At 61.4% G+C, this 16,574-nt stretch carries 13 protein-coding genes and 1 pseudogene; 4 read left to right on the forward strand and 10 right to left on the reverse strand.

The window, feature by feature from the left end; translation table 11 throughout:
• Positions 1 to 14: 14 nt before the first annotated feature.
• The 7 genes and pseudogenes from LCW13_RS10005 to LCW13_RS10035 all read right to left on the reverse strand — a co-directional run bounded on the left by LCW13_RS10005 (position 15) and on the right by LCW13_RS10035 (position 8,291).
• On the reverse strand, positions 15 to 1,421 hold the full coding sequence (locus tag LCW13_RS10005) for a nuclease-related domain-containing protein (protein WP_225346734.1): 1,407 nt from the start codon (positions 1,419 to 1,421) through the stop codon (positions 15 to 17).
• Positions 1,422 to 1,669: 248 nt separating this feature from the next.
• On the reverse strand, positions 1,670 to 2,560 hold the full coding sequence (locus tag LCW13_RS10010; RefSeq protein WP_131432217.1) for a LysR family transcriptional regulator: 891 nt from the start codon (positions 2,558 to 2,560) through the stop codon (positions 1,670 to 1,672).
• 415 nt (positions 2,561 to 2,975) lie between these two features.
• Positions 2,976 to 3,596, reverse strand: a pseudogene (locus LCW13_RS10015) (trimeric intracellular cation channel family protein); the annotation flags it as partial.
• A gap of 222 nt (positions 3,597 to 3,818) precedes the next feature.
• Complete coding sequence (locus LCW13_RS10020; RefSeq protein ID WP_225346735.1) at positions 3,819 to 4,874, reverse strand: GlxA family transcriptional regulator; 1,056 nt, start codon at positions 4,872 to 4,874, stop codon at positions 3,819 to 3,821.
• Between the two features lie 206 nt (positions 4,875 to 5,080).
• Complete coding sequence (locus tag LCW13_RS10025; protein ID WP_225346736.1) at positions 5,081 to 6,307, reverse strand: GGDEF domain-containing protein; 1,227 nt, start codon at positions 6,305 to 6,307, stop codon at positions 5,081 to 5,083.
• 215 nt (positions 6,308 to 6,522) lie between these two features.
• Positions 6,523 to 7,944, reverse strand: a complete 1,422-nt coding sequence (locus tag LCW13_RS10030) for a sodium:solute symporter family protein (RefSeq protein WP_225348143.1) — start codon at positions 7,942 to 7,944, stop codon at positions 6,523 to 6,525.
• A gap of 74 nt (positions 7,945 to 8,018) precedes the next feature.
• A complete protein-coding gene (locus LCW13_RS10035; protein ID WP_064503359.1) occupies positions 8,019 to 8,291 on the reverse strand; it encodes a hypothetical protein in 273 nt (90 codons plus the stop codon).
• A gap of 410 nt (positions 8,292 to 8,701) precedes the next feature.
• Here LCW13_RS10035 and LCW13_RS10040 point away from each other — a divergent pair, with 410 nt between their 5' ends.
• The 4 genes from LCW13_RS10040 to dkgB all read left to right on the forward strand — a co-directional run bounded on the left by LCW13_RS10040 (position 8,702) and on the right by dkgB (position 12,998).
• Positions 8,702 to 9,883 (forward strand): MFS transporter, encoded by a 1,182-nt coding sequence (locus LCW13_RS10040; protein WP_225346737.1) that lies wholly within the window; start codon positions 8,702 to 8,704, stop codon positions 9,881 to 9,883.
• 108 nt (positions 9,884 to 9,991) lie between these two features.
• Positions 9,992 to 10,906: a TIGR03571 family LLM class oxidoreductase gene (locus LCW13_RS10045; protein WP_225346738.1), complete on the forward strand. Its 915-nt coding sequence runs from the start codon at positions 9,992 to 9,994 to the stop codon at positions 10,904 to 10,906.
• Positions 10,907 to 11,026: 120 nt separating this feature from the next.
• Entirely contained in the window at positions 11,027 to 12,034 is a 1,008-nt protein-coding gene (locus LCW13_RS10050; protein WP_225346739.1) for an alcohol dehydrogenase catalytic domain-containing protein, read from the forward strand.
• A 157-nt stretch (positions 12,035 to 12,191) separates the two neighbouring features.
• Complete coding sequence (dkgB, locus tag LCW13_RS10055) at positions 12,192 to 12,998, forward strand: 2,5-didehydrogluconate reductase DkgB (protein ID WP_225346740.1); 807 nt, start codon at positions 12,192 to 12,194, stop codon at positions 12,996 to 12,998.
• Between the two features lie 167 nt (positions 12,999 to 13,165).
• Here dkgB and LCW13_RS10060 read toward each other — a convergent pair whose 3' ends face one another.
• The 3 genes from LCW13_RS10060 to LCW13_RS10070 are packed head-to-tail and all read right to left on the reverse strand — an operon-like array spanning position 13,166 to position 16,573.
• Positions 13,166 to 14,017, reverse strand: coding sequence for an SDR family oxidoreductase (locus LCW13_RS10060; RefSeq protein WP_225346741.1), 852 nt, complete (start codon positions 14,015 to 14,017; stop codon positions 13,166 to 13,168).
• On the reverse strand, positions 14,014 to 14,862 hold the full coding sequence (locus tag LCW13_RS10065) for a TenA family transcriptional regulator (protein WP_225346742.1): 849 nt from the start codon (positions 14,860 to 14,862) through the stop codon (positions 14,014 to 14,016). Before LCW13_RS10065 ends, LCW13_RS10060 begins: the two co-directional genes overlap by 4 nt.
• A 10-nt stretch (positions 14,863 to 14,872) precedes the next feature.
• On the reverse strand, positions 14,873 to 16,573 hold the full coding sequence (locus LCW13_RS10070) for an AMP-binding protein (RefSeq protein ID WP_225346743.1): 1,701 nt from the start codon (positions 16,571 to 16,573) through the stop codon (positions 14,873 to 14,875).
• Position 16,574: the final 1 nt, after the last annotated feature.

Consider the following 16,574-nt stretch of genomic DNA (forward strand, 5'->3'; position numbering starts at 1 on the left):
TGCAAGGCACAACATCAGTCGGGCTGTCGGAATATCACGAACTCATGCTCACATTGCGGGCAATGCCCCGAGTAGACCGCCCCGGACTTGCTCAGGCGTACGCTGTGATGCTCGCAGGCCGGACAGCCCTGCTTGAGTGATGTGTTGGCGTTGCAGACCTGACATTTGACGTAATAGCCGTAGGGGCCGTAACGCCCCAGCAGTGCATCTTTTTCCTGACATTTCTGGCACTGGACTCGGACTTCCTGTGGCGCTTGCGTGGCGGCGGAAGCATTCAAGCGTGCGGTAATTCTGTCGAGATGCTCGCTCAACTGTGGCGAGGCCAGACACGCTTCAGGCACTGGCGACCCGACAGGTGCCTCGGCTGGCGGCGCTGTTGTATCGGCTCTGGTTTCAGCTTTTGGCTTAGCGACGCTCTCGGCGCTTGCCTTCGCCTCATTGACTGCCGCGGCGGCGGGGATGGCAACTGCCACTGCACTCGAATCGCCTCCCTGCCTGGCCATGGCGCGCTGCTTCTTATTACAGCGCTCCTGGTCGTCAAGCTCATGACTGCCTGGCGCATTGTCGCCAATGCCATTGCCCCCATGAGCGCTGTAGCCCGCGCCGTTGTTACCGAGGTCTTTGTTGGCGAGGGCTTTGCTATCAGATTCGCGGATACAACCCTCATTGACCGCCCATCGACTCGCGGCACTGTCAGCGGCGTCTGGCGTCTTCGCTGCCGGCTGCGGGCGACGACTCACCTCGCGACGGACGGTCTCGACGGCATGCGCGCGACGCGAACGGGCGTCCTGCTTGAGCAGGAACTCGCTGACACGCTCAAGCTCATCCTTGGTGAATTCCGGACGCGTATCGAACAGCAAGGCACGCTTGACCATCGAACGCGCCCCGATCAGGCCACTGACCTGCTCGTGGAGAAACTCCGGCTTCACCACCTGAGCCGAGACCCCCTTGGCCATATCGTCACGGTGCACGATGGCATTGCTCGAGACGGCGCACAGCACTTTCCATTGTCGACCGGCAAAGCCGCCTTGCAGCCCCAGGGTCTTGTTCATCAAGTGAGTGCGATGCTCGATCAATAGGCGCTTGAGAATATCCTGCTGCAATTCCCCCTGACGCAGTGGTGACTTGAGCCCAGACCAATTGCCCCGATAGCTGCGCTGCCATTCACCTGCCGCATTGACCCTGACTTCACCAGTGATGCTTTTCGACTCGATGATGATGAACCCGAAGGGATGCATGACCAGATGATCGATCTGGGCATTCTCCTCACCATGTTTCAGTCGCAGATCATTGAAGATCACGACCTCGGGGTCGCCCCCGAAGGCACGCCGTAGATGGAAGGCCACATCCTCTTCCTGGCGGTGACCATACCTGGCGCGCTCATCGTCGCCACTGTAGGCCTCTTTTTCCTTGGCTATCATCTGCTCGTCCCTGAAGCGCTGATTACATCCTTGTCAGCCCAATATATCGCTATTGCCCGTAAAATACGCCATGCAACATGCGTCAATAAACAGTTTTCATCAAGAGATTATAAAGTTTATTTAAATCAGCCCGACTCCACTGCCATGCTTCAGGTGCGGGATAATCGTTAACACTCTGCGCCAGGACATATCCGCGCCACTTTACCCGCTGTTGTCAGGACAAGTCTGGGGCGCCAGACATCAGCCACTCACAGCGTCAGGCGGGTGGCGAGAAACTCGACGAAGGCGCTGATGCGCGGCGACAGCGTACTGTTACGGTAATAGACCGCCTGGATCTGCTCGCGGGGATTGGGACTCTGGATCTGGCCGGGCAACACTTCCACCAGAGCGCCGGTCTTGAGGTCATTGCCCAGCATGAAGCGCGAGATCAGCGCGATACCATGCCCCGCCAGGCACAGCTGACGCATGACTTCGCCACTGGTGGTCGGCAGATGGGGTGTCGTGTCGAAGCCCTGTGGAGCACCCTTGAGCGGCCAGCGATTGAGACGACTGGGGGGCAGGAACCCCAGCAGCTGATGGGCCTGCAGCGCCGCGACACTGGACGGCACACCATGCTCGGCCAGATAGGCAGGGCTTGCGACCAGATGCAGCGTGGAGCGCCCCAGCACCTTGGCGTGCAGCGTGGAATCATCCAGCTCGCCGATGCGGATGGCCACATCGGTACGCTGTTCCAGCAGGTTGATGATGTCATCGGCCGCTGACAGCTCCAGCGCGATGCCGGGATAGCTGCGTGAGAACTCCGCGACCAGCGGCACCAGCTGATGCAGCACGAAGGGACTCGCGGCATCGACGCGCAGCCGGCCACTGGGCTGATCGCGCTGCTGCAACAGAGCCTCTTCGGCACTGCCGAGCAGCAACAAGCCCTCGCGCACGCGTTCGACGAAGCCGCGACCCTCATCGGTCAGCGCCACGCTGCGTGTAGTGCGGTTCAGTAGCGGCGTTTCCAGCTCACCTTCCAGGCGCTGGATGGCCCGCGATACCTTGGCCACCGGAATGTTCAACCGATTGGCGGCGGCGCTGAAGCCCCCGCTATCCACCACGGCCAGTAGCAACTCGAGGTCATCCGAACGGCTGCGCATGCTGCGATCTCCTTGAAAGTGCAAGATGCATGGTCCCATGCATCTTTGCAGAAATCACAATAATCATCCGCATCATGATCGCTTCTGCAATATGGCTTGCCGATCAAATCACACAGCAAAAGGATGTCGCCTAGAGCCCACCACGGCGACGCTCGCCAGGGCGCAGCATCCTGACCCTTGCCTTGGGGGTGCGCTGCGGCAATGACGGAGGCGCCGGCGGTGTCTCCAGCTGCCCCGAGGGCGAGACATCGCTGGCGCCGATCGAGCCGCCCAGCGTCGTCGCGAATTCCGAGCGCTGACGAGGCCTGCCATCTGGGGCGGCGTGCGCACCCTCGCGACTCTCCCCCTCCATGCCCGCTGCCCGCAACGGGGCCTGATCATGCCTCTGGCCACTGTCTTGCGAAGCCAGCGGGGGTGGCGGGATGATCACCCAGGCAAAGGTCGGCAAGGTCAGATGCCAATAGATCGCCGGCAGGCGAATCGCCAGTATCAGCAAGATGGCAGCTCCAGTGGCCCACGCCAGGCCAACACCCGCCTCGAGAAGCGCGATATAGAGAATGCCACCCGCCAGCGACGCCGAGGCGTAGATTTCCTGACGCAGCACCATCGGCACACGGCGCGCGAGCACATCACGGATCATGCCACCCGCCACGCCGCTCATGGTGCCCATCAAGACGGCCACGATGCCATCCACGCCCAGCATACGAGCCTTGTGCGCGCCCAACACCGTAAACAGCGCCAACCCGAAGGCATCGGTGACCGGCAGGAAAACCCGCGTCAGGCGATGGATATAATGAAAGCCGAGCGTCGCCACCATTACCGTCAACAGGATGACCCACAGATAGATCGGCTGCTCGACCCAGAACACCGGGCCGATTCCCAGCACGAGATCACGCAGCGTACCGCCGCCGATACCGGTCACGGCGCCCAGCACCAGCATGCCGATCGGGTCCATGCGTGAACGGCACGCCACGACGACACCGGTCAGGGCAAAGATCATCACACCGGCCAGGTCGAGCCAGGTTATCCAGTTCATTCTCGTGAAGCCTCCTGCAGTGCGCTGGCGTGCGCATGAAACATTGGCGTATATGCTTGTCGCGAACCGTGATGGCCTCTTCTGCCAAGTCGTCTGCTGCGATGGCGCAGCGGCGCAGCGGCGCAGCGGCGCAGCGGCGCGATCATACTCCCTTTTGCGGCTCTTTTTGTGCCCTCGACGTCATCCGTGCCGCTTTGAGGGAGCGGAGGATGATGACCCGCCTCAGGGCGTGGCCTGACCACGGCGCGCGGTCGCGCTGGGCGGCTCACCGAATCGTTGGCGATAGGCACGCGAGAAGTGCGCCAGATGCGTGAACCCGACGCCGAGAGCCGCTTGGGAAACGCTGCGACTGCTGTCGGCCAATACGCACTGGGCATGATCCAGCCGCATGCCGAGATAGCGCTGCTTGGGCGTTTCCTCGAAGTGAGCCATGAACAGACGCGTCAGCTGGCGCTGGGATTGGCCGACCAGACGACAGATGTCGGGGATCGTCAGCACCTGGGCAAGATTGGCCTCCATCACAGCCAGCGCCTTGACCACACTGCGTGGCAGCGAATCGTCTCGAGTGCTGACAGCAGCAGGCGTGGCCAGATGCCCGCGCTGATGTACCAGTTGCCGCCCGACGGCGTCCGCCAGCGACGGCCCATACAGAAACTCGATCCACGCCAGCATCATGTCGATACTGGCCGCGCCGCCAGACCCCGTCAGCCGCTCGCCCTGCCATTCATAGTCGGCCTGACTGATCTCGAGATGAGGAAATTCCTCGCGAAAGGCCGGCACGCTCTCCCAGTGCAGGGCGACCCGATGACCGGCGAGCACCCCGGCGCGCGCCAGAATGAAGGGGGCGGTATCCAACCCTCCCAACCAGGCGCCGTGGGCTGCCAGGTGCCGAATCACGCCACGCGCCTGGCTGCTGACGCTGACTTCCGGCCCGTAGGATGACACCACCATCAAGCGCGTCTGCGCCCCACTCTGGCCACCCGACTGCGTCTCATTGACCAGAGACGACAAGGCGCCATCGACGTCGATGCGCACGCCATTGCTGGCCACGACAGCCTCGCCATCACTGGACAGCAGACGCCAGGCGAACAGCGGCCGTCCGAAGCGATTGGCGACCCGTAGCGGTTCCAGCAGGCAGAACAACGTCAACATCGAGAAGCGCGGCACCAACCAGACATTCAGCGTGTGCTCGGCGGCCCCCGGCGCCAGCAGTGGCGGTGAATCCGGGCGCGGATACGGCGCAGAGAGAGGCTCCGGCGCCGTCGCTAGAGGAAGCATACGGGATTGCGAGGGCCGTTCAGAGTGTTCAGACGGTTTTGACAATTCAGACCGTGCTGACAGTTCAGAGGATTCAACTGGTTCGGGTGGCGGTTCAGACATGTAGCAAATTTCATCAACTTGCGGCCATTTACCTCAACCTTACCCGTGTCAGGCACTTGAGGTAAGTGGCACGGGGTTGAAACCCGAGAACGGCCTAAGCGACGCTAGCCGGCGAAGGCTCGGCCCAGCGCTTGCGGATCCTGCTGAGCAAACAGCTCGCAGCGATCTCGTCCCGAGGCCTTGGCGCGATAAAGCGCCTCATCCGCCTGCTTGAGAATGGTCTCGAAGCTGCAACCCTGGCCGGTGCCTGCAGCAGAGACCCCGATACTGATGGTGACAATACCATGGCGTGAACTCCCCGCATGCGGTAGCGCCAGGTCGCGAACATGGCGAATGATCTCTTCTGCGCGCGCCAACGCCTGTTGTGGCGTACAGGATGGCAACAGCACCACGAACTCTTCTCCCCCGAATCGCGCCACGATATCAACATCGGGGTGCACACTTTCGAAGATGGCCGTCGCGATACGCTTGAGGCACAGGTCCCCTTTCACGTGGCCGTAGTGGTCGTTGTAAGCCTTGAAATGGTCGACATCGATCATGGCCACGCCGTATTGAAGTCGACTGTCGACCTGCTTGCCGAGCAGCGGACTCACGAGGCTGTCAAAGTGGCGTCGGTTATAGACTTCGGTCAAGGGGTCGATCGAGGCCAGGCGTCGAAACTCTTCATGCTTCTCGGTGAACTCCTCGACCCTGAGCTGCTCACGCAGCAGCAGGTAGGAAAGGCGCTCGGCCTTTTCGCTGCGCAGATTGGAGATGATCAAAAACAGCGTGATGGACAGAAACACCATCAACGCCATGAAGCCCCCCGACTCATAAGGCGCGGGATGGGCATTGACCAGATACAGCATCACACCGAAATGGAAGGCCGAAGAGCACAGGGCATACCAGAAGCGCAGCTGAAACAGGACATTGCCCACCAGCACGATAAGGCCGAGTGCGAACAGGTCGAGGAAGGAATGGGGCGAGACTGACAACTGGACCAACAGGGCGGTGAAGATCATCGCGAAGCACACCAGCGCGGTCATCAACATCTCACGCAATACCGGCGAGACACCCCGCTTGAGCATATAGATACAGATCAGGGCGATGGGCGTCATGATACCGACGCGAATGACGATGGCCTCCAGCATGTGGTCTGGGCGAAAGCGCCTGTCATTGAGCAGAAACAGCACATAGATGCTGATCGCCACCGCGCCCATGCAGGCAAGCTTGTGACTGCGCGCGACATGGATATCGTGCTCGAAGCGCGCTTCTATCTCGGCTGGGAAATGCACTCCCAGACCGCCCTCACGCTGTATCTGTCTGTCCACCTGCACCATCAGATCATTCATTCACGTCCCCTCCCTTGAGGACAGCCAATCAATAATCTCACTCTATACAAGGCGACACGGATCAATAAGCGATCGGGTGCAAACGTGACAATCGTTAACAACCTTGTCAAACACTTGTCCAAATTTCAGACAACTGTTCTTGAGCCAAACGCTCGATTATCAGAGCGAAGTGATGCCCCCGACATCACTTCGCTCGCGATCTTCCCTGCGCAATCTCAGCGCTTGAAACTCCAGGGAGCGGCGATGCGGAAGAAGCGCAACGTCACCGCCTCATCCACCGGCCGTGTCAGCAGCGACACCAGCACGAAGACCGGCAGATTGAGCATCAACCCCCAGAAACCGGCATGCAGGCCCAGCGGATGCGGCCATACGACGGTAAACAGCACCGTGACCACGAAGCCGGCACTGATGCCGCTGATGACACCTGCCGCCGAGGCACGCGGCCAGAAGAACATGCCCAGAAATGCCGGCAAGACCTGAGAGGCAAAGCCCAGCCCGATCAAGAGGATCATCACCAGATTGCCCGGCTCCCAGATCGCAAGCGGCGCCACGATAAGGAACATCACCGGGAAGATCAGCCAGCGCGCCAGCTTGCCAGCGTGTTGGTCATCAAGCTTCAAACCCGGCTGCAGCACATCACGGCTCAGGCTCAGGGCCACCGAATGAATGAAGGGCTCGCTTGAGGACATCGAGGCCGCCAGCGTGCCCGCACCCAACAGGCCTACCAGCCAGACCGGCATGTTGGCCATCGCGTATTCGAGCACCACGGTGTCGGCGCGCTCGAGCTCCGGCAGGCTGTAGATACCGATGAAGCCGACCACCACCAGCGGCAGGATCACCACATAGTAGGTCGGCAGCCAGCTGGCACTGCGACGGATGGTGCCGGCGGAGGCGGCACTCATCCATTGGGTCCATACCGGCGGCATGAAGGACAGCATCGAGACGATGATCGAGGTAGTCCAGAAGCTGAAGCTCATGTCGCCGCCGGCGCCGGGCAGACGCAGATACTCCGGGTGACTGGCCTCAAGACGCGTGAACACGCCACTGAATCCCCATTCGCCGGTGGAGAGATAGGCCGCCCAGAGGCCGATCACCCAGGCAACGACCAGCATCAACACGCCCTGGAAGGCATTGGTGCGCCCGATGGCGCGCTGGCCGCTGACGAACAGATAGACGGCGATCGCGCTGAGCACCAGCAACACGCCAGCCCAGAGCGGAATACGCCCGCCGCTCATCACCAGCAGGATGTAGGCTGAGCCTATGGTCTGCAGGACCGCATAGGCGATGGAGGCAATCGACATCACCAGTGCCGACAGCGCGCCCAGCAGAGGGCTCTGATAGCGGTCCGCGATCGCGCTTGCCTGGGTGACATGCCCGAACTGCTCGCCGAACTTCCATACCTTGGGGCCGAAGTACCAGGCCACCAGCGCCAGATAGGCCAGATAGATGGCGACATAGAATACCGGCACGCCCTTGCTGTAGGCCCAGCCCGGCGCGCCCATGAAGGTATAGGCACTGACGCTGCCGGCGGCGATCAACAGATAGAGCGTCACGGGCCCCATCGAGCGCCCGGCAACTCCCCACTGCTCCAGCGTGTCCATGCGCCGGCCGCCCCGCGCGCCGAGACCGATGGCCATGGCGAGAACGACATAGCCCAGGGTGACCAGCAAGGGCACGCTGTCATGCACGGACGAAAAGGCATGCGGATCGATCACGCGGTGCCTCCATCTCTTTCGCCAGCGGACGCTTTTGACAGCGGGTCTGCGCCGTGGCGACGGCGCAACAGGCAATTGCCCAGCAACATCGCGCCACTGCAGGCGAAGATGATCAGGTAACTCCAGATGATCAAGGACGGCATGCCCCACAACAGGGTCTGCTGGTTGATCCAGCCGATCACCGGCCAGATACCCATCACGACCAGCAGCAGGAAGATCACCAGCAGGCTCCAGCCCCGCCAGGTCGAGGGCACGACGAGGCGCGGCAAGGAACAGGGAGTCTCTACAGCCCGGGCATCAGGCTGAGAGGAAGACGGGGTGTCAGGCGCGGCCAAGACGATCTCCGATGTGAACAGGGAGTGAATGAAAATTCTCGGCGCGCAGTGTAGCCGCTGCGTCCTGCCCTGTGGAGTCACCCTGGTGAATCCCGCTGTTGAGTCGCCCAATTGAGTCGCCCTGTTGAATCAGCCAGTGGCGCCACGTGATACGAGATCGCGATCGATATGGCCCCACAAGCTGACAGGGACAGGCGCTGCAAGGATGGGAGAAATGACGCCGTCATCGGGAATCTTTACGAAAAATGCAAAAGTATTTCATCATTTCGTGCGTTTATCACAAAGGTATCTCACGGCAGACTGCACAGCATCCAAGACCCACCCATTGCTGATGGAGAACTGCCATGCCCCTTGCCCTGCTGGCGCTGACATTGAGCGCCTTTGCCATCGGGACCACCGAGTTCGTGATCGTCGGATTGGTACCCACCATCGCTCAGGACCTGAGCGTCTCTCTGCCTTCCGCTGGCCTGCTGGTCAGCCTGTATGCCGTCGGTGTCGCCATCGGCGCCCCCGTGCTGACCGCCATGACCGGCCGCTTCAATCGCAAGCTGGTACTGCTGGGACTGATGGCGCTGTTCATCGCCGGCAACCTGCTGGCCTGGCAGGCACCCAGCTACAGCTCGCTGATCACGGCGCGCATCCTGACTGGCCTGGCCCACGGGGTCTTCTTCTCCATCGGCTCCACCATCGCGACAAGCCTGGTGAGCAAGGACAAGGAAGCCAGTGCGATCGCCATCATGTTCACCGGCCTGACCGTGGCTCTGGTCACTGGCGTGCCGCTGGGCACCTGGATCGGTCAGCACTTCGGCTGGCGCGCCACCTTCCTCGTGGTCTCGCTCCTAGGCGTGCTGGCATTGATCGGCAGCGCCATCCTGGTGCCCAACAATCTCAAGAAGAACGTACCGGCCACCTTCGCCCAACAGCTCAAGGTGCTGACCCATCCGCGCCTGCTGCTGGTCTACCTGATCACCATTCTCGGCTACGGCGGCACCTTCACGGCCTTCACCTATCTGGCCCCGCTGCTGCAGGACGTCAGTGGCTTCAATGAAGGTGCCATCAGTCTGATCATGCTGGTCTACGGCGTCTCGGTCGCCATTGGCAACATCCAGGGCGGCAAGCTGGCCGACCGCATGGGCCCGATCCGCGCCCTGACCCTGATCTTCGGTGGCCTGATCGTCATCCTCGGCGTGCTGACCTTCACTGCCGCCAACCCGATCACCGCCGTGATCACCATCCTGATCTGGGGTGCCTTCGCCTTCGGCAACGTGCCGGGCCTGCAGGTCTACGTCGTGCAGCAGGCCGAACGCTTCGTGCCGCAGGCCGTTGATGTGGCCTCCGGTCTCAACATCGCCGCCTTCAACATCGGCATCGCACTGGGCTCCATCGTCGGTGGCCAGGTGGTATCCGGGATGGCACTGACCGACACCGCCTGGATCGGCGCGCTGATCGTCACCGCCGCCCTGCTGCTGACCCTGCTAGCCGGTCGCCTCGACAACCGTCACGCCTCTTCCATCGCGACCGCCTGATCCGCCGCGAAGCCTCCCGCCATCACGACCTGCCCCCGATTCCGACAGCTCAGCCTGCTGGCTCGGGGGCACCGTCGTCTACCCACCTGCTTGCTGAAGGACTCCATCATGATCTCCCCGACCCGCCCGCTGGATCGTCTCACTCAAGGCCCCCTGACCCTGGGCGTCGAACTGCCCCTCGACAATGATTGGGTCCGCACTGACAGAGCCCCCTCCACGCCCTTCGGCGTGCCTGACATGCGCGCCCATGCCGAGCTGATCAAACAGGTCGACAGGCTCGGCTTCCGTGCTGCCTGGTTGCGTGACGTGCCACTGTTCGACCCCGCCTTCGGCGATGCCGGTCAGGTCTTCGAGCTGTTCACCTACCTGGGCTATCTGGCCAGTCACACCGACAACCTGCTGCTGGGTACCGCTGCCGCGGTGCTGCCGCTGCGCCAGCCGTGGCTGGTGAGAAAGGCCGCCGCCAGCGTGCAGGCCCTGAGCGAAGACCGCCTGCTGCTGGGCGTCGCCAGTGGCGACCGACCGGCGGAATACCCGCTGTTCGGTGAGGAGTTCGCGACCCGTGGTGCCGCCTTCCGTCACGCGGTGGACGTCATCAAGGGCCAGGCGGACGACGCCCTGAGCGAAGGCCAGGCCATCCTGCCTGCCGCGACGCGTCCGCCGCTGTTGAGTGCCGGGCTCTCCCAGCAGACGCCCGAGTGGATCGGTCGCGAGATGGACGGCTGGCTGGCCTACCCGGGCACGCCGGAGGACCACATCCGCCGCGTGGCGCTCTGGCGTCAGGTCGCCGGTGACAAACCCTACGTCAGTTTCATCCACCTCAATCTGGAAGAAGATCCGCACGCCCCGGTGCGTCGTCATCGCTTCGGGTTGTCGAGTGGCCGCCTTGCCCTCATGGAAGAACTGTCGGCCATGCAGGATGCCGGGGTGAATCACATCGGCTTCCACCTGCGTCGCAATCGCCGCCCGCTCACGGAAACCCTCGAGGAACTGGGGCGTGAGGTGCTGCCGCACTTCTCATGAGGGCGCAAGGGTTGCACTGATCTGCCCGGCTGACTGAGCGCACTGGTAAGCCGGGCGGGTCGCGCGACCTGCCCCCGCCATGACGGAAAGGATTCATCGTTCACGCTGCAAGGAGATCCCATGTCAGATTCCACAGAGACCACCACACAAGACATCAGTCACAGCGCCACCCGGGCGCCCGCCTGGGTATGGCAAGGCCCGGGCGAGCCTGAGGCGCTCGAGCAGTCAGAGGTGGACATCGGCGCGCCGGGAGACAACGAGGTACTGGTCGCCACGCGTGCCATCGGCCTCAATCCCGTCGACTGGAAGTTCATGGCGATGGACAGCGAGCTGTGGCAAGCCGGTCAGATTCCCGGGGTCGATGCCTCCGGCGAGGTGATTGCCTGCGGTGCCAATGTCAGTCACGTATCGCCGGGCGATCGCATCGCGGTCCACACCACTCTGGCGGGGCCGGGCACCTTCAGCAAACGCCTGCGTGTGCCGGCGCGCGCCGTGATGCGCCTGCCCGTCACCCTGGGCTTCAATGACGCCGCCGCCTTCCCGTGCCCGGCACTGACCGCCTGGCTTGCCATCGACAAGCTGCCCGTCAAGACCGGGCGACGCCTGCTGATCACCGGCGCCTCCGGCAGCGTGGGCCGCTGGTTGATCCAGCTGGCCAGACAGCGCAACTTCCACGTCATTGGCGTTGCCTCCGAGAAGCGCCACGCGGACCTCAAGGCGCTGGGCGCCGACGAGACGCTTGCGGACGCCGAGCAGCTGGACGCGCCGCTCTTCGCCGTGATCGATACCGTCAATGGTGATCACGCCCAGAAGATGACCCGCCATCTGGGGGCCAATGGCCACATCGTCTGCATTCAGGACCGCCTGGAGCAGGCGGCCGCGCCGGCCTTCGATCGCGCCATCTCGCAGCACGAAGTTGCACTGGGTGCGCTGCACTGGGCGGGTGACGACGAGGACTGGGCACGCCTGGTCGAGGCGGGGGAAGGTCTGCTTGAAGCGATCGCCGATGGCTCCATGAACCAGCCGGCGCCCTGCATCGAGCCGTTCACCGCGCTGCCGGCCTGCCTCGCCGAACTGAAGAGTGGTGAGCGTCGCGCCCTGAAATTCGTGATCACGCCCAACGAATGACGCGCATGGCGGGCGGCGCGGGATTGTTGCGCAACCGGCACATGACTGATGCGTAGGCACGCCATTGTCGCGCCAGTTTCACAGCCCCAGTAAACACGACACAACACATGGAAACGTCCCCGCCGCACTCGGCGGGAACGTCAACAGGAGTTATCGCATGTCGACTACCCTACCAAATCCCGGCTTTGGCACCTTCCGTCTGGAAGGCGACACCCTGCGTGAGAGCATGAAGGCGGCGCTAGACGCTGGTTATCGTCACTTCGATACCGCCCAGTTCTACGGCAACGAAGCCGAAGTGGGACAGGTGCTCGCCGACAGCGGCATCCCCCGCAGCGAGCTATTCGTCACCACCAAGATCTGGTACGACCGCCTCCAGCCAGGTGATCTTGAGAAGAGCGTCGAGGAAAGCCTCGAGAAGCTTCAGATGGACTACGTCGACCTGCTGTTGATCCACTGGCCGTCACCCAATGACGAAGTCGCTATGGAGGACTACCTGCCGGCGCTCGCCAAGATGAAGGCCGAGGAGAAGACGCGATATATCGGCATATCCAACTTCACCTGCGAGCAGATGGAACGCGCCGTCGGCATTCTGGGGCGTGATGAGCTGCTGACCAACCAAGTCGAGGTGCATCCCTTCCTGCAGAACCGCAAGGTGCTCGACAAGTGTCAGGAGCTTGGGCTGGAAGTCAGCGCCTTCATGCCGCTGGCCGTCGGCAAGGTGATGGATGACGAGACCCTCAAGATCATCGCGGACCGCCACGGCGTCAGCCCGGCGCAGATCGCTCTGGCGTGGCTGAAGATGCAGGACATCGTGACCTTCCCGTCCTCTACGAAGCCGAAGAACATCCGCAGCAACATCGAGGCCTTCTCGCTGACGCTGACCGGCGAGGACATGGCCAAGATCGCCGAGCTGGATCGCGGCGAGCGTATCGCCAATCCGGACATTGCGCCCGACTGGGACTGATGGCCCTAAAGTCTTTGCATAACGCGATGTCAGAGCCTGCGCCTAATGCCACCAAGTCAAAGAAATGAAGAAGGCCTCCCGAGGGAGGCCTTTTGCGTTGCTGTCCAAGGATACTGGCAGACAGACCCCGATCCCGCTCGCACGAATTTGACGTGTTATTCGCATCCTCACGCTTTATGGGAGGTAGCCCCTATCTTTTCATTCGTATGTGAGAGCGGACCGAGATGGCGTTCCATCACTTGACGCTTGCCTACCAATCCACGGTCCAATAGTCTCGGCCACAAACTATTGAGCACACCGAAGGATCGCTCTGCCCACCCTATCGTTTGGCGCACTTGCCCACTAGCCAACTGCTTCACCACAAGTCTCGCAACGCTTTCTGGCTCATCAATGGCATTGCCCAATGCCGCGTTCATCTGCTCAACATGTTGTGGATTGATGGGAGTACGAGTTGCCCGAGGTGCAATGTACTGTATCTTCACGGAACTGCCTGCGAGCTCTCGCGCCAATGCCTCACTGAACCCCCTGAGTCCTGCCTTCGAGGCACAATAGGCAACATTGCCAGGGTGGCCGATATGACCAAGCATCGACCCCACCAGCATCAACTGTGCTTTTTCTGCCAACGCCAGGATCGGCAAGAGCTGCTGGGTCAGCAAGATCGTGCTGGTCAAGTTGATGTCGAGCAATCGTTCCACCTTCTCGCTCGACTGTTGGGCAAACCAGCCAACCTCATTCACACCCGCCAGATGTACCACCAGAAAAGGGCGCTGAGACTGAGGACAGGTCAATAGTGCATCACTCAATGCCTCACGGGCACTGACGTGGGTCAGATCAAGTGCCAGCAAGCTGGTTACCACGCCCTTGGGCAACTCATCACGCAATGCCTCCAACGTGTCACGACGACGCCCTACCAACCATAGTTCACAGCCGAGCCTCGCCAGCTCATGGGCCAGTGCCCGTCCTATCCCGCCACTGGCCCCTGTGATCAATACTCTGGATGCGTGAAGCGAGTGGCTCATGCCAACGCCTCCTTCTCCATGGCGCAATCCGCTGCAAGCGCCGCATCAGTCCAGTGGAATGCATCCTCGAGCGCAGCCTGATGGACACTGGAATAGAGATGATAGAAGGCCTTGGCGGCATGGATAATTGCCTGCTGCTCTCCTTCATCGGTGATACTGTCCATGAGGTTGGCGAAGAACTCCATGTGAGAGATATCAAGCTCGCCATGAGAAAAAAGATAGTGGAAGGCATCATCTCCGAGTCCCAGACTGTCACGCACGGCTCGTCCGGCCCCGCTGGCCACAGCAGTACTGGTCCCCTCCAGCACCAGCACCATCCCGAACATGCTGAGTGGATGACGCCGACGTATGCTGTCGTAGGCATAAGCCACCATCAGCTCGGTTGCCAACAGTGGCGCTCGTTGCACCGCCCTCTCACGAGGGACTCCCGTCGCAGCGAGATCATCCAGTACCCAATGCTCGTGCCCCTTCTCTTCATCAATGTATTCCGCGACGGCCATACGCAGCGCGTCTCGCGAGACATGAGCGGGTTCTGACAACTGCGCCCCACAGGCCATCATGAGCGATACGGTATGGCGCACATGGTGATAGGCCTGGGCCAGGAAGGCGCGATATTCCGCCAGGGTGATCTGGCCATTCAGTGCACGGGCCACCAGAGGACCGGACAGCAACTTCTCGCGTTCCGTGGCCGTGGCAGCGACCAACTGACGGTAGAACCCATCAGGCCGGCCATTGTCGGAGGGGATGCCAGCTCCAGAGGCAGCAGGAGTCTGACTAGCGACTTCGCCAGTATCCGCCTGCCGATTGACAGATTGGCATGATGAGACGTTGTTGTTTAAGGACATGATCATTTCCTCAGGAAGCACTGTGATGACGTGACAATACGTCAGACTCTTGGGAAGAAGAGGGGCAGGGATAAACGGTCGATGGCGTCGAGATGCGTTGAGCTAATCGCTTGAGATCATCACCACGCCGTTCACGAATACGCGCGCGCCTGAGGCGCCCGTTATCCGTCATTTCACCACTGGCAATCGATAATGGCTGCGTGGTATCCGGTGATGCTTCCAGTACCTGCCAGGCAACAAGTCGGGCGTAATCAGGCAAACGAGAATTGAGCAGGGTAATCGCTCGAGCAATGGCATCCTCCGTACACGTGGAGTCTCCGTTGAGCACCGGTGCCAGCAAGGCAATCAATCCGCATAGACCATCACCCTCCACGAAGGCCTGTCGGATACCGGGAATGAGTGCCAGCTCTGCCTCGATCCACCCTGGCGAGACATTTCGGCCCGAGGAAAGGATCAGCACGTCTCTTTGTCGCCCTTCCAGACACCAGCCCCCGGTTTCGAGACAGCGAGCAAGGTCACCACTGGGCCATGGCTGATCGGCTGACAAGGGATTCAGTTCCCCCAGATAGCCCAGCATGCGACGGCCGTGGATCATCAGCTGTCCCGTATCATCGAGTGAGAGATTCAGGCCCTCAAGCGGCTGCCCGACACTGTCAATTTCGCCTTTTTCCTCCCCAGGTAACGACAGACACACCACGGACCCCAATTCCGACAAGCCATATCCCTGGGCGACCGGCAGGCCAAGCCTTATGGCACGCGCCAGCAGCGAAGCGGGGACCTTGGCTCCACCGACCGCGACCAGCGTCAGTGAGTTGCGCCAAGGTGACTCAATCGGTGAGCTCTCACACAATGCAACCAATACCTGCAGCAGATTAGGGACCAGAATCAGGCTCTGGGGCCGACGTTCATCAAGCCAGGATTCAAGCGTCAGGGCATTGAGCCCTCCACTACCAATCAATCCAGTGCAACTAGCGGTATCCACGATGGCGCAGCGGCCTTGCCACAGTGCCAGCAGACCACCAGCGAGGTTCTCCAGTAGCACTGCCAGCGGCAGGAGAACGCCATGCCGCTTGAGCGTCACGGGCTCCAATCGTGCCGATAGACCCTCAAGAACCTTTTCAAGATGCTCAAGCGACAGACAGACTCCCTTGGGCGCCCCTGTCGTCCCAGAAGTGAACGTGATCAATGCAGTGCCGGCTGGGACGGCAGCAGGGACGGATGAGCGCTGTATCAGATAGACCGCCTCACCCTTTTCCAGCGACAGACAGCGGGACCTCCATTCGCCCTCGCCAATCTCATGATCCAGCTGAGCATGCCATGACTCATCGGCCAGACTCTCATTGGAAACTTCTAAATTGACCAGACGAGTCAACGCCCCCGGTTCAGCGCTCGCGATGGCATCAAGTGCCGTAGTAGCCAACAGATGTTGGCACTGTTCGGAACTGAAGAAATTCGCAATAGGGGTAACGACAATACCCGCCCGCCAGGCGGCAAGTTGGATGACAAGCCACTGCGGACTGTTGTCCCCCGCCAACCCCAGATGGCGAATACCAACGGCATTGAAGGCGCCTCCAAGTACCTCGATCGCCTCCCATAGTTGCTTTGCCGTGTAATCTCGATCCTCATGGATGGCATCGCGCCCTATCAGCAAGACTCGCGCAGGGTCGACCTCGGACAGGAGCTCTAGCGTCTCCAGCAGTCGTGAGTTCACC

Origin of the sequence: Cobetia amphilecti (assembly GCF_020217465.1) — a bacterium.
Taxonomy (GTDB): Bacteria; Pseudomonadota; Gammaproteobacteria; order Pseudomonadales; family Halomonadaceae; genus Cobetia; species Cobetia amphilecti.